This window comes from Pseudomonas sp. RC4D1, from assembly GCF_018390395.1.
Classification (GTDB): Bacteria; Pseudomonadota; Gammaproteobacteria; order Pseudomonadales; family Pseudomonadaceae; genus Aquipseudomonas; species Aquipseudomonas danubii.
Map to the genome: position 1 here is coordinate 2,508,771 of NZ_JAHBAW010000001.1, position 13,730 is coordinate 2,522,500.

The 13,730-nt window shown below is 59.1% G+C and carries 8 protein-coding genes, 2 tRNA genes and 2 rRNA genes (1 of these 12 only partly in view); 3 read left to right on the forward strand and 9 right to left on the reverse strand.

The genetic code is table 11. The annotated features are described in order from the left end of the window. Window positions 1-100: 100 nt before the first annotated feature. Both rimI and KHO49_RS11575 read right to left on the reverse strand, forming a co-directional pair. A complete protein-coding gene (gene rimI / locus KHO49_RS11570) occupies window positions 101-553 on the reverse strand; it encodes a ribosomal protein S18-alanine N-acetyltransferase (protein WP_047285456.1) in 453 nt (150 codons plus the stop codon). Beyond that, complete coding sequence (locus tag KHO49_RS11575; protein ID WP_110596293.1) at window positions 550-1,347, reverse strand: energy transducer TonB; 798 nt, start codon at window positions 1,345-1,347, stop codon at window positions 550-552. The genes rimI and KHO49_RS11575 overlap by 4 nt, the downstream gene beginning before the upstream one ends. 179 nt (window positions 1,348-1,526) lie before the next feature. Between KHO49_RS11575 and mksB the strand changes: the two genes are divergently transcribed. Genes mksB through mksF form a run of 3 tightly spaced genes read left to right on the forward strand, consistent with a single transcriptional unit; the run spans window position 1,527 to window position 6,341 of the window. Further along, the gene (gene mksB / locus KHO49_RS11580) at window positions 1,527-2,804 is read left to right on the forward strand and encodes an Mks condensin complex protein MksB (RefSeq protein WP_180988442.1); all 1,278 of its coding nucleotides are present in this window, start codon (window positions 1,527-1,529) and stop codon (window positions 2,802-2,804) included. Further along, complete coding sequence (gene mksE, locus KHO49_RS11585) at window positions 2,794-3,501, forward strand: Mks condensin complex protein MksE (protein ID WP_015637041.1); 708 nt, start codon at window positions 2,794-2,796, stop codon at window positions 3,499-3,501. The genes mksB and mksE overlap by 11 nt, the downstream gene beginning before the upstream one ends. Beyond that, a complete protein-coding gene (gene mksF / locus KHO49_RS11590) occupies window positions 3,498-6,341 on the forward strand; it encodes an Mks condensin complex protein MksF (RefSeq protein ID WP_213665035.1) in 2,844 nt (947 codons plus the stop codon). Before mksE ends, mksF begins: the two co-directional genes overlap by 4 nt. A gap of 155 nt (window positions 6,342-6,496) precedes the next feature. On the opposite strand, the gene KHO49_RS11595 is transcribed toward mksF, so the two are convergent. The 7 genes from KHO49_RS11595 to KHO49_RS11625 form a co-directional block, all read right to left on the reverse strand. Continuing rightward, a complete protein-coding gene (locus tag KHO49_RS11595; protein WP_102880983.1) occupies window positions 6,497-8,800 on the reverse strand; it encodes a PqiB family protein in 2,304 nt (767 codons plus the stop codon). Continuing rightward, on the reverse strand, window positions 8,793-9,416 hold the full coding sequence (locus KHO49_RS11600; protein ID WP_110596289.1) for a paraquat-inducible protein A: 624 nt from the start codon (window positions 9,414-9,416) through the stop codon (window positions 8,793-8,795). The genes KHO49_RS11595 and KHO49_RS11600 overlap by 8 nt, the downstream gene beginning before the upstream one ends. Further along, window positions 9,403-10,062: a paraquat-inducible protein A gene (locus KHO49_RS11605; RefSeq protein ID WP_110652189.1), complete on the reverse strand. Its 660-nt coding sequence runs from the start codon at window positions 10,060-10,062 to the stop codon at window positions 9,403-9,405. The genes KHO49_RS11600 and KHO49_RS11605 overlap by 14 nt, the downstream gene beginning before the upstream one ends. Before the next feature lie 148 nt (window positions 10,063-10,210). Then, window positions 10,211-10,326 (reverse strand): 5S ribosomal RNA (rrf, locus tag KHO49_RS11610). Between the two features lie 146 nt (window positions 10,327-10,472). Next, window positions 10,473-13,364 (reverse strand): 23S ribosomal RNA (locus KHO49_RS11615). A 221-nt stretch (window positions 13,365-13,585) separates the two neighbouring features. Next, window positions 13,586-13,661, reverse strand: a tRNA-Ala gene (locus KHO49_RS11620). Between the two features lie 10 nt (window positions 13,662-13,671). Then, window positions 13,672-13,730 (reverse strand) — tRNA-Ile (locus KHO49_RS11625) (it continues 18 nt past the right edge of the window).

A 13,730-nucleotide genomic window follows, 5' to 3' on the forward strand; every position in this document is an offset into this window, starting at 1 on the left:
CCGGCTTGCCGGCGAAGAGGCCCTCAAGCCATACATCGCCGCGAATGGCGTCTTCGCTGGCAAGCCAGCTCCTACAGCTGCCTGCGTGCTGGTTGAAGGCTCAGTCGACCAGGGTGCAGGCCATCACCAGGGCGTCTTCGCGACCACCCACCGCCGGGTAATAGTCGCGGCGGCGCCCGACTTCATTGAAGCCATAACGCTCGTAAAGCCGATAAGCGGTCTGGTTGCTGGAACGCACTTCGAGGAAGCATTCGCGCGCGTCCTTTTGGTAGGCGCGCTTCATCAGTTCTTCCAGCAGCCGCAGGCCCAGGCCGCGGCCCTGGCTTTCCGGCTTGACGGTGATATTCAGCAAATGCGCCTCGTCAATGATCACCTGGATCACCCCGTGGCCCACCTGCTGACTGCCTTCGAACATCAGCCAGACTTCGTAGGACTTGAAGGCATCCATGAAAATGCCCCGGGTCCAGGGGTGGCTGAACGCGGCATATTCGATTTTCAGGATGGCATCCAGGTCCGCCTCGGTAGCCAGGCGGAAGGTCAACGCGTCACTCATTGGTCATTGTGCTCATCAGTGCTTTTCCAGCGCGTCATCAATCGACGCATGGCTTGCCAGACATCAGCCTTACGCTGTGGCTCTTCCATTAATAGTTCCAGGCCGGGCAAGGCCCAGGCCGAACCCAGGCCTTCGACCTGCAGTTCACGGTTGTAGGATTCAGCGTTGGCTTCCCCGGCGAAACGTACGGCCGGCAGACCGATCAGCCACAGGCAGACGCAGGGCTCTTCTTCGATTCGCACGCCGACAAAGGCCTGGACGAAGTCCCGGGCGGCTTCCGGCCCTTGGTCGAGGTTGCCCCGGGTCAGCATCGGCCAGCGCACCGGCTCGGCGAGGATCTGCGGGCTGTCCGGCAGGCCGGCGGCGCGCAGCATGTCCTTGAGCAGCAAGTAGGCCGGGTCGCGGCTCTGGAAGGCTTCGCCTGTGGGTAACTCCACCAGCAGCAGGCAACGGCCGGCCCGCAACAGCTGCAGGGCAAAGCGCGGCGGAGGAACCACCGGCGCCTTGACCACCGGAGCCGGGGCTTCTTCGCCCTCGGCCACTGGCTTGCTGGCTGACTTTGCAGGCGTGGTGGAAGGACGCGGCACCTCGATCTTCGGCCGCTCGACGGTCCTTGCAGCCGCCGCCGGGGCCTTGGCCTCGACCACAGGGGCAGGCGGCGCCTGCACCTCAGGTTCCGGCAAGGCCAGCAATTCAGGACGCGAAGGGGCGGCAAAGGGCAATTCGCTGCGCGGCAGCCAACTGACCACCTGCATGGCGGACAGATAAGCGCGACGACGGGACTCGATAAGCAAAGGTCGGCCACTTGTGGATAACTGAGGTGGGGGATTCTACCGTCCTTCGCCAAAGATCGCCTGCTGTTGATTGCGCGCAAAAGCGACAGTCCGTCTCATACCTGGACCTGGGGGTGAATCGTCGGCCCCCTGATGCAGTACAATCGCCGCTTTTCATTGCCAACCAGCCGGCCATTCCGATGATCGAACCCAAGCGCGTCTTGCGCGCCCTCGCCGAACACTGGGCACTTCTGGAGCCGCTGTGCGAGCACTTCGACCAAGGCACCCTGAGTCTTGCCGAACTGCGTTCACAGCTGTCTGCCCAACAACTGGACAGTACGCCCCAGGACATCACCCACCTGCTGGACGTATGGATACGCCTGGACATCCTGGTCCCGGTGGCGAAAAGCCCGAACCGTTTCGAGCTCAATGCGCAGATCCACGACTTCCTCGCCTACCTGCGCCGTGAACACCGCCTGGGCCTGTGCCTGGAGATCGAAGCCTACCTGCGTCACCTGGAGCGCCTGGCCGGTTACATCCAGGACGCCTTCGATGTGCGCGACGGCAACGACCTGGCGCGCCAGTTGCGGCTGCTGGACATGCGCGTGCGCGATGTCCTGAAGAAGCTCGCCAACGACGAACAGGCCCTGGTGGCCGTGGCCGAGCGGGCCAAGACCAGCGACCGGCAGATTCCCCTGCGCCAGCGCTACGCTGAGGTGCTGGCCACCTGGGACGAATACGTCGAGCCGATGATTCAGTTGGTGAACGCCGACGGCGCCTTCGAACAGGGCGTGCGCAAGGTGGAGAACGTCCTGCTGCGCCTGCTCACCGAGCAACAGCGCCTGGGCCATCTGGTGGACGACGACATGCTGTTGCGCACCCACGCGCGCATCCTGGAAATGCAGACCAGCGCCCAGTTGACCCTGCGTCACGCCCGGGAGCTGCTGCTGCCGTTGCGTGAGGAAGCCCGCCGCCACAACGCCGTGACCCGCGGCGCCGCCCTGGCCCTGGCGGCCATCCGCCGCAAGGGCATCGACGCGGTGCCCCAGGCGGCGATGCCGATGTTCACCCGTCCGCAGAGCACCTTCCTCGGCAGCTCCGGCCAGGTGGAAGCCTATGTCTACGCCCTGGCCCGCTTCGAGCCCAAGCCGGCGCGTTTCCCCAAGGCCCACAAGACCCACAAGGGCCTGGCCCCCAAGGCGCCGCGCACGGTTCGGGAAATGCTCGAGCGCTGCGAAGACGCCCTGCCGATGCCGGACCTGATGAGCTGGCTGCTGGACCAGGAGCCGGATGGCGCCACCGACGAATTGCTGTACTGGTTCTCCCGCCTGTCCCGGGAAAAACGCTTCAAGCGCGAGCGCCTAGAACGCCGCGACTACCACACCCAGGAGCACCAGGTCAGCCTGCGCTCCTTCGCCCTGCTCTCGGCCCGCGATGACACCGCCGAGCATTCTGCGAGCAACGCCCATGCATCTTGATCTTTCCGAACTGTCCCAGCTGGCGCCGATCTTCCGCGAGCTGTTCAAGGGTTACCACGTCAGCCGCCGCGACCCGGAGCTGTACGCGCAATTGTCGAACTTCCAGGACCAGTACCGCACGCTGTTCAAGGCCCTGGGCTTCGAACTGGTGTGCGACACCCGCGGCTTCTACTACTTTGTCCCCGACAACGCCGCCGCCCAGGTGAACAAGACCGCCCAGCGCCTGGCGCTGTTCACTTTCATCCTGGTGGAGCATCTGGCCGACCAGGGCCGCGACCCGATTGCCGTGCTCGATGGCGGCAGCCTCGGCCGTGACGAACTGCCGTCCTTGCTGGAGAAATACCGCGACCTGTTCATCCAGGCCGAAGTACAGACCCAGGAAGAGCTGGAAGAGAAAATCATGCGCCGCATGACCCAGCTGGGTTTTGCCGCCGAGGAACCGGGGATCTACCGCTTCCTGCCGCCAATGCACCGCTTCCTCGACGTTTGCCTGTCGGTGCAGCAGGACCGCGACCTGGCCGCCAGCCTGCACAGCGTGCTGCCGTTGCCGACCCCGGTGCTGGTGGACAACGACAGCGACGAGAAACTGCTGCAGACCGATGACCCGCTGGACCTGAGCGAATTCGACGAGTCCGAAGAAAGTGAAGAAGACGCGCTGGCCCGGGCCATCGCCGAAGAACAGGAGCTCGACGCATGAGCAAGGAACGCTACGGCATCCGCCGCTTTGCCCTACTGAACACCGCCGGCTACAGCTTGGGCCTGTTCCCCCTGGAAGAGCCGCTGTCGGTCTACGGGGCCAACAACCTGGGCAAATCGGCGTCGATCAACGCCCTGCAATTCCCGATCCTGGCGCGTATGTCGGACATGAGCTTCGGCAAGTACAGCCTGGAACAATCCCGGCGCTTCTACTTCGCCTCGGACACCAGTTACATCCTGGTGGAAGTCTCGCTGCCCCACGGCCCTCATGTGATTGGCGTGGTCGGGCGCGGCCCGGGCGGCGGTTTCGGCCACCAGTTCTTCGCCTACGCCGGCCAGCTGGACCTGGCGCATTACCAGAAGGACGACACCTGCCTGCGGCAGAAAGAGTTGTTCACCAACCTGGAACGCCAGGGCCTGAAGGCCTATGAACTCAAGCCGGATGAACTGCGGCGCCTGCTGGTAGGCGGCCACACCTCAATTCCACTGGACCTGACCCTGATCCCGCTGCGCTCGACCAGCGAGCAGAGCCTGAAGACCTTCCGCGCGCTGTTCATCAACCTGCTGCACATGCGCGAGATCACCGCAGCCAAGCTCAAGCAGCTGTTCCTCGATGCCTTCGAGCACAGCCTGCGCTCCGGCAGCGTCGACTACATCGCCGCCTGCGACGAAGCCTTCCGCGATGTGCGGCGCATGGAGCAGGACTACAACTCCCTGGTGGCCGCGGGCCCTCTGGTGGAAGCCCTGGCCAACGGCGTGAAGCAGCGGGACATTCTGCGGGGCAAGCTGCATCGCCTGTCGCCCCTGCTGGATTCGCTGCTGGGTACGTGGTCGGACTACGCCGGCGCGCGCAAGGAAGAGCTGACCATCCAGGCCGAGCACTACCGTAATGAGCAGGACGCGCTGCAAAACGACCAACGCAGCAGCACCCAGGAAATGATGCGCCTGGAACGGGAAATCACCGGCACCCAGCGTTGGCTCGGCGAGCTGTCGGTGCTCAAGCACCGCTTCGCCCTGGTGGATGACGTCAAGGTCCTGGAACAGCAACTGCTGGCAGCCAAGGATGCCCACGATGAACTGGCCGGCGCCCTGGCCCAGTCCCGGCAGTTCTCGGCTGAAGATTTGGAAGAACGCCTGCGGGATCTGGAAAAGCGCCTGAAGTCGGTCAAGCAGCAACTCGATCACGCTGACAACAACAGCTATGCCCGCCTGCGCGAGGAGTTCTCCCAGCAGGACGTGGAGCGCCTGATGCGCCTGTTCAACAGCGCGCTGTTCAGCCTGCCCCTGGGCGAGCACGGCATCGCCCTGGACGACAACGGCGAGTGGGTGAAGTCGGTGGAGCTGATCCTCGATGGCTTCAAGGGCGAGCGTTTCGAAGTGCCAGGGTTGACCATCGACATCTCCCACATCGAGCCGCCAGCCCTGCAGGCCCTGGCCGACCGCGCCGCCCTGCGGGATCAGAAAGAGCGTCTGGAAAAAGAACTCAAGCAGCTCAAGACCCAGGCTGCCGTGGCTGCCGACCGCGCCGCGAGCAAGACCCAGACCGAAGTCCTGTACCAGCAGGTACTGGATGCGCAGAAGGCCCTGGAAGACTTCCGCCGTGCCCAGACCCTGAGCGCCGAGGAAGGCGAGAAGCTGGAGCAGCTGGCGCAGATGGAAGCGGCCCAGGACGAACTCAAGCGTTCCAGTGATGCCTTCACCGAACGCGTCCAGCAACTGTCGGCCAAGTTGCAACTGGTGGGCCGGCAGATCGCCGACATGGAAGCCAAGCAGCGCACTCTGGATGACGCCCTGCGTCGCCGTCAGTTGCTGCCGGCAGACCTGCCGTTCGGCACGCCGTTCATGGACCCGGTGGACGACTCCATGGACAACCTGCTGCCACTGCTCAATGACTACCAGGACAGCTGGCAGGGCCTGCAACGGGTCGACGGGCAGATCGAGGCGCTGTATGCCCAGGTACGCCTCAAGGGCGTGGCCAAGTTCGACAGCGAGGATGACGTCGAGCGCCGCCTGCAGTTGCTGATCAACGCCTATGCGCACCGCACTGACGAAGCCTTGACCCTGGGCAAGGCACGCCGCGCCGCGGTGACCGATATCGCCCGGACCCTGCGCAATATCCGCAGTGACTACGACAGCCTGGAACACCAGCTGGCGCTGTTCAACCGCGAGATCAACAAACGCCAGGTGTCCAACCTGCAGAGCTTCCGCATCGTCCTGGCGCCGAACAAGGAAGCCCTCAAGCACATCGACCAGATCATCCACAGCGCCGGCCAGTACGAGGAAGGCGAGACCCTGTCGGTGTTCGACCTGAGCCAGAGCGCCGAGCAGGACAACAAGAACGAAGAGGCCAAGGAGTACCTGGCGCGGTTGGTAGCAGCCAACCACAACCAGTTGGGCCTGAAGGACTTGTTCGAGCTTGCGTTCGAGATCACCAAGGTCAACGGCCAGCCGGTGATCCACACCGACATCGATGGCGCGGCGTCCAACGGCACCACCATGACCATCAAGGCGCTGACCAACATGTACCTGTTGCTGCACTTGATGGACCGCGACCAGGCCGGACGCATTCGTCTGCCCTATTACCTCGACGAGGCAGCGGACATCGACGAACGCAACCAGGCGGCGCTGCTGGAAACCAGCCTGCAGCTGGGCTTCGTGCCGATCCTGGCCAGTGTGAAGCCGCAGGTGTCGGCCCAGGTCGCCATCGACCTGGAAGGCGGCAGCGGACCGAACGGCATCTACATCGACGAGGCGGACTGGAAGTTCATCCGTCGTCACGATCAGGTCAAGGCGACGCTGAACGTGGAACCCGAAGCAGAAGCGGAACTGGACGAAGTCTGATTTCGTAACGCTGCAACGAAAAAGGCCGCGCTCTTGGGAGCGCGGCCTTTTTATTGGATAGCTTTTGTAGGAGCTGGCTTGCCAGCGAAGGCGTCCTCTAGAAGAACGCAGGACTTGAGGGCCTCTTCGCCGGCAAGCCGGCTCCTACAACAGGGTTACTTACCCAGGGGGATCTTGGGAGCCCAGGTCAGCCATTCATCCTCGAACTTGTCGAACAGCGGGAAGGTCTGCTGGGGACGGGCCGGGTTGCCCATGCGTTCGCCATCCGGGGTGGCGAAGGCAATGCCGCCCTGGATCAGGGTTTCCAGGGATTCGGTGCGCACTGTGGCGCCCTTGAACAGGCCAAAGTCCACACCAAATCCGCTGCTGTTCCAGAAGCGCGTGCCACCACGAATCAACGGCGCGTACTTGGGTTCGATGAGGATATGGATCAGTACCCGGTCGGCGGTCTGTCCCAGTTCGTAGCCGGTGACCTTGCCCACGGTCACTTCCCGGTAAGTCACTGGGACACCCACCTTCAGCGAACCACGGCGAGCAGCACTCAGCACCAGGCTCAGACCCGCTTCCTGGGAGCTGGCTTCCGGTGGCTGCGGCAAGGCGACAAAGCTGGTTTGCACGCCCTGGTTCTTCGCCGCGGGCTGAACTTCGATGTATTGACCGGTCACCAGGGTTTCCAGGTTCGAGGTCTTCATCAGCCCCAGTTCCGGCTTGACCACCCAGAACTGGCTGCCGACCCGAGCAATACGTTCCGGCACTTCGGTGATCCGCGCCTTGAGCATCACCGATTGCAGGTCGGCGCTGAGGGTCACTTCTTCCAGTTTGCCCACATCCAGGCCCTTGAAGCGCACCGGCGTTCCGGCGCGCAGCCCGTCGGCGCGATCAACCTTGATGTTGATCAGGGTGCCACGCTGCGCCGCCTCTTCCTGATTGGCGAACAGACGGAAACGCGGAATGCGTTTTTTCAGTGGCACGTTGGGCAGCGGCGTCTCGAAGGCGATACCACCGGCCATCAGGCTTTGTAGCGACTCACTCTTGATCTGGATACCGCCAGTGAGACCGCCCGTAAGGGTTATGCCACTGACGTTCCAGAAGCGCGTCGAGCCGTTGACCAGTCCCTCGTATTCTTTCTCGATATGAACACCGATCACCACTTGCTTGCGGGTGTGGGAGAACTGGTAGCTCTGCACCGAACCGACCTTGACCTGTTTGTAGAGAATCGGGCTGCCCACCTCCAGGGAGCCGAGATTGTCGGTAAACAGCACCATGTGCAGGCCGGGTGCCCGCAGGTCCAGGGGCGGGGCCTTGGCCCGCGCCTCGAACTCGCGCTGGGGGGCGGCGCCCTTGTCACCGGGGCGAATGGCGATGTAGTTGCCTTTCACCAAGGCCTCGAGCCCCGTGATACCCGCCAGGGAGATCGAGGGTTTGACGGTCCAGAACTGAGTGCCCTGGACCAGATAGTCCTCGGCCAGTGGATCGAGGGTCAGCTCGGCGGTGGCACTAGTCAGGTCGGAGTCGACCTTCAGTGCTTTCAGGCTGCCCACCTGGATGCCTTTGTACATCACAGGCGTGCGCCCTGCCTGCAGGCCTTCGAAATCGGTGAGTTTGACCTTGACCCGGATGCCCGCCTGGGCGGCATCGAAATCTTCGTATAGGCGGAACGGCAGGCTCGGGTCGGTGGGCGGGCTGTCCCTGCGATTTTCCGGAGTGGCGAACGCGATACCGCCGGCCACTATGCTGGACAGGGACTCACTGCGCACCTTTACCCCGGACAGATTGGCGTCGATGCTGATGCCGCTGGCGTTCCAGAAACGCGTGTGTTTGCGCACCAGATTGGCGTAGGTCGGTTCGATGTAGACCTTGAGCTCGACTGTGTTCTGATCCTCGGAAAGCAGGAAGCTCTTGATCTGTCCGACCTGGATTTGTTTGTAGAAGACCGGACTGCCGCGGCTCAACGACCCCAGGCGTTCGGCCTTGATGGTCAGGTGCAGACCAGGCTTGGCATCCGATAACGGCGGCTCTTCAGCCAGGGCCTTGAACTTGCGCGTGGGCTCTCCTTCTCCGGGATTGACCGCGATGTAATTGCCTGAGACCAGGGTTTCCAGACCGGTGATCCCGGCCAGGCTGACACTGGGCTTGACCAGCCAGAAGCGGGTGTTGGTCTTCAGGTACTGTTCGACATCCTTGTTCATTTCGACCGTGGCAATCACCCCCTTGGAGTTGCCCTCATCGTCCAGAGCCAGAGTCTTGACCTTACCCACAGGCATGCCTTTGTAGACCACTTCGGTCTTGTTGGCCTGTATTCCTTCGCCGCTTTCAAAGCGCAACTGGATCTCGATACCGGTCTGGCTGTAGGCACGCCAACCCAGCCAGCCACCGATGATCAAGGCAATCAGGGGCAGCACCCAGATGGCCGACCAGTTGGAGGCCGGGCGGGTTTTGGCGGTAGGCAAATCACTCATGGTCGTCGTCCGACTCCGTGTTATCCCAGATCAGTCGGGGATCAAAAGTTACTGCGGCCAGCATGGTCAGGATCACCACGCTGGCAAAGGCGACCGCACCGAGATTGGCCTCGATACTGGCCAGCCGGCCAAAGTTGACCACCGCCACCAGAATGGCGATGACGAAAATATCCAGCATCGACCAACGACCGATGAACTCGATAAAGCGGTACATGATAATCCGTTGCCGCGCTGACAGTGGCTGGTGACGCTGCACCGAGAACAGCAACAGGGCAATGCCCACCAGTTTGAAGGTAGGCACCAGAATACTGGCGACAAACACCACGGCGGCGATGGGGAACATTCCATGCTGCACCAGCTGGATCACCCCGGACATGATGGTGCTCGGGTCGCCCTGGCCCAGCGAGCTGACGGTCATGATCGGCAGGACATTGGCGGGTATATAGAGAATGGCGGCGGTAAGCAGCAGGGCCCAGGTACGCAGGATGCTGTTGGGGCGCCGTGGGTATACCGAAGCTCCGCAACGAGTGCAGGTCTGCCCGTCGCTGTCAGCCTCCTGCCGGTTCAATTCATGGCATTCAGTGCAAATCAGAATGCCTGCATCAATGGCCCGCATGTATGTCTTCTCCCGATAGCGCCTGCCAGACCTGATGAGGCGACATCACCACTTCCAGCCAGACCTGCACCAACAACAGACTGATGAAACACACCAGCCCCAGGCCTACGGTGATGGAGGCCATGTCGGCCAACTTGACGATGGCCACCAGTACGCCCATCAAGTAGACCTCGAGCATGCCCCAATCGCGCAAATGGTGATAAATGCGATAGAGCAGCAAACCGTAACTACGGCCGATGTTCCAGCGGATACTTAGAAGCACCAGAAGTTGGCAAATCAACTTGAGCAATGGAATGCCCATGCTGCACAGGAATACCACCAGCGCTACGCCTTCCATGCCGGTATCGAACAGGCCTTGTACCCCACTCCAGACCGTATCTTCGGAAGACTGTCCCAATAGATTGAGCTGCATGATGGGTAGAAAGTTCGCCGGCACGTAGAGCAATAAGGCGGCGATTACCAGAGCCAGGCTGCGTTCGACCACATTGTGCCGATGGGCATACAGCTCATAGCCACAACGCGGGCACTGGGCTTTCTCGCCAAGGGCGAGCGTTGGCTTGCGCATCAGCAAGTCGCACTCATGGCAGGCAACCAGGTCGTCCAGTGGTAGTTCTGACAACCCGGGGGCGTCAACCGGATCTGGCATAGAGGGCTCTGGAATTGGAAAAAGTAGCGGCTATTCTAGTGTTCCAATTCGAAAATAACTGTGCAATTTTGTTTGCGAATAAGAGCAATTTTTCTCCACGCAAAAACAAAACCCCAATTGCTTTCGCAATTGGGGTTTCGGAATTTAATCTTGACGATGACCTACTCTCACATGGGGAAACCCCACACTACCATCGGCGATGCATCGTTTCACTTCTGAGTTCGGGATGGGATCAGGTGGTTCCAACGCTCTATGGTCGTCAAGAAATTCGGTAGCCAGTCCGTTGCTGATGCAACGTGCCAGCGAATGGGTATGTAATAGATTTGTGTGTTGTGCAAACTTTCGGTTTGTTTCGTCTTCACACACCGCAATCTGGTCTCTTTCGAGTTCGCAAATTGCTTGGGTGTTATATGGTCAAGCCTCACGGGCAATTAGTATTGGTTAGCTCAACGCCTCACAGCGCTTACACACCCAACCTATCAACGTCGTAGTCTTCGACGGCCCTTTAGGGGATTCAAGATCCCAGTGAGATCTCATCTTGAGGCAAGTTTCCCGCTTAGATGCTTTCAGCGGTTATCTTTTCCGAACATAGCTACCCGGCAATGCCACTGGCGTGACAACCGGAACACCAGAGGTTCGTCCACTCCGGTCCTCTCGTACTAGGAGCAGCCCCTCTCAAATCTCAAACGTCCACGGCAGATAGGGACCGAACTGTCTCACGACGTTCTAAACCCAGCTCGCGTACCACTTTAAATGGCGAACAGCCATACCCTTGGGACCGGCTTCAGCCCCAGGATGTGATGAGCCGACATCGAGGTGCCAAACACCGCCGTCGATATGAACTCTTGGGCGGTATCAGCCTGTTATCCCCGGAGTACCTTTTATCCGTTGAGCGATGGCCCTTCCATACAGAACCACCGGATCACTAAGACCTACTTTCGTACCTGCTCGACGTGTCTGTCTCGCAGTCAAGCGCGCTTTTGCCTTTATACTCTACGACCGATTTCCGACCGGTCTGAGCGCACCTTCGTACTCCTCCGTTACTCTTTAGGAGGAGACCGCCCCAGTCAAACTACCCACCATACACTGTCCTCGATCCGGATAACGGACCTGAGTTAGAACCTCAAAGTTGCCAGGGTGGTATTTCAAGGATGGCTCCACGCAAACTGGCGTTCACGCTTCAAAGCCTCCCACCTATCCTACACAAGCAAATTCAAAGTCCAGTGCAAAGCTATAGTAAAGGTTCACGGGGTCTTTCCGTCTAGCCGCGGATACACTGCATCTTCACAGCGATTTCAATTTCACTGAGTCTCGGGTGGAGACAGCGCCGCCATCGTTACGCCATTCGTGCAGGTCGGAACTTACCCGACAAGGAATTTCGCTACCTTAGGACCGTTATAGTTACGGCCGCCGTTTACCGGGGCTTCGATCAAGAGCTTCGCGTTAGCTAACCCCATCAATTAACCTTCCGGCACCGGGCAGGCGTCACACCCTATACGTCCACTTTCGTGTTTGCAGAGTGCTGTGTTTTTAATAAACAGTCGCAGCGGCCTGGTATCTTCGACCGGCATGAGCTTACGGAGCAAGTCCTTCACCCTCACCGGCGCACCTTCTCCCGAAGTTACGGTGCCATTTTGCCTAGTTCCTTCACCCGAGTTCTCTCAAGCGCCTTGGTATTCTCTACCCAACCACCTGTGTCGGTTTGGGGTACGGTTCCTAGTTATCTGAAGCTTAGAAGCTTTTCTTGGAAGCATGGCATCAACCACTTCGTCACCTAAAAGGTAACTCGTCATCAGCTCTCGGCCTTAGAACCCCGGATTTACCTAAGATTCCAGCCTACCACCTTAAACTTGGACAACCAACGCCAAGCTGGCCTAGCCTTCTCCGTCCCTCCATCGCAATAACTAGAAGTACAGGAATATTAACCTGTTTTCCATCGACTACGCTTTTCAGCCTCGCCTTAGGGACCGACTAACCCTGCGTCGATTAACGTTGCGCAGGAAACCTTGGTCTTTCGGCGTGGGTGTTTTTCACACCCATTGTCGTTACTCATGTCAGCATTCGCACTTCTGATACCTCCAGCAAGCTTCTCAACTCACCTTCACAGGCTTACAGAACGCTCCTCTACCGCATCACTTACGTGATACCCGTAGCTTCGGTGTATGGTTTGAGCCCCGTTACATCTTCCGCGCAGGCCGACTCGACTAGTGAGCTATTACGCTTTCTTTAAAGGGTGGCTGCTTCTAAGCCAACCTCCTAGCTGTCTAAGCCTTCCCACATCGTTTCCCACTTAACCATAACTTTGGGACCTTAGCTGACGGTCTGGGTTGTTTCCCTTTTCACGACGGACGTTAGCACCCGCCGTGTGTCTCCCATGCTCGGCACTTGTAGGTATTCGGAGTTTGCATCGGTTTGGTAAGTCGGGATGACCCCCTAGCCGAAACAGTGCTCTACCCCCTACAGTGATACATGAGGCGCTACCTAAATAGCTTTCGAGGAGAACCAGCTATCTCCGAGCTTGATTAGCCTTTCACTCCGATCCACAGGTCATCCGCTAACTTTTCAACGGTAGTCGGTTCGGTCCTCCAGTCAGTGTTACCTAACCTTCAACCTGCCCATGGATAGATCGCCCGGTTTCGGGTCTATTCCCAGCGACTAGACGCCCTATTAAGACTCGCTTTCGCTACGCCTCCCCTATTCGGTTAAGCTCGCCACTGAAAATAAGTCGCTGACCCATTATACAAAAGGTACGCAGTCACAGAACAAAGTCTGCTCCCACTGCTTGTACGCATACGGTTTCAGGATCTATTTCACTCCCCTCTCCGGGGTTCTTTTCGCCTTTCCCTCACGGTACTAGTTCACTATCGGTCAGTCAGTAGTATTTAGCCTTGGAGGATGGTCCCCCCATATTCAGACAAGGTTTCTCGTGCCCCGTCCTACTCGATTTCATGATTAAGAGATTTTCGCGTACAGGGCTATCACCCACTATGGCCGCACTTTCCAGAGCGTTCCGCTAATCTCAAAGCCACTTAAGGGCTAGTCCCCGTTCGCTCGCCACTACTAAGGGAATCTCGGTTGATTTCTTTTCCTCAGGGTACTTAGATGTTTCAGTTCCCCTGGTTCGCCTCTTGCACCTATGTATTCAGTACAAGATAACCATCTTATGATGGCTGGGTTCCCCCATTCAGAGATCTCCGGATCAAAGTCTGTTTGCCGACTCCCCGAAGCTTATCGCAGGCTACCACGTCTTTCATCGCCTCTGACTGCCAAGGCATCCACCGTATGCGCTTCTTCACTTGACCATATAACCCCAAGCAATCTGGTTATACTATGAAGACGACATTCGCCGAAAATTTGCAATTTAACTCACAAATTTTACCTTAGCCTGATCCGTTACCAGTGAAAGTAACGTTCAGTCTATCTTTCTATCACATACCCAAATTTTTAAAGAACGATCTAATCAAAAGACTAGAAATCAACATTCAAGCAGAATGCTCATTTCTAAGCTTTCAGAAGCAGTTTATGGTGGAGCCAAGCGGGATCGAACCGCTGACCTCCTGCGTGCAAGGCAGGCGCTCTCCCAGCTGAGCTATGGCCCCATAACAAAATTGGTGGGTCTGGGCAGATTCGAACTGCCGACCTCACCCTTATCAGGGGTGCGCTCTAAC

What these genes read in the sequence shown, in the direction of transcription:
- rimI (WP_047285456.1), bottom strand. Translation starts at nt 553, where the DNA reads ATGAGTGACGCGTTGACCTTCCGCCTGGCTACCGAGGCGGACCTGGAT.
- mksB (WP_180988442.1), top strand. Translation starts at nt 1,527, where the DNA reads ATGATCGAACCCAAGCGCGTCTTGCGCGCCCTCGCCGAACACTGGGCA.
- mksE (WP_015637041.1), top strand. Translation starts at nt 2,794, where the DNA reads ATGCATCTTGATCTTTCCGAACTGTCCCAGCTGGCGCCGATCTTCCGC.
- mksF (WP_213665035.1), top strand. Translation starts at nt 3,498, where the DNA reads ATGAGCAAGGAACGCTACGGCATCCGCCGCTTTGCCCTACTGAACACC.
- KHO49_RS11595 (WP_102880983.1), bottom strand. Translation starts at nt 8,800, where the DNA reads ATGAGTGATTTGCCTACCGCCAAAACCCGCCCGGCCTCCAACTGGTCG.
- KHO49_RS11600 (WP_110596289.1), bottom strand. Translation starts at nt 9,416, where the DNA reads ATGCGGGCCATTGATGCAGGCATTCTGATTTGCACTGAATGCCATGAA.
- KHO49_RS11605 (WP_110652189.1), bottom strand. Translation starts at nt 10,062, where the DNA reads ATGCCAGATCCGGTTGACGCCCCCGGGTTGTCAGAACTACCACTGGAC.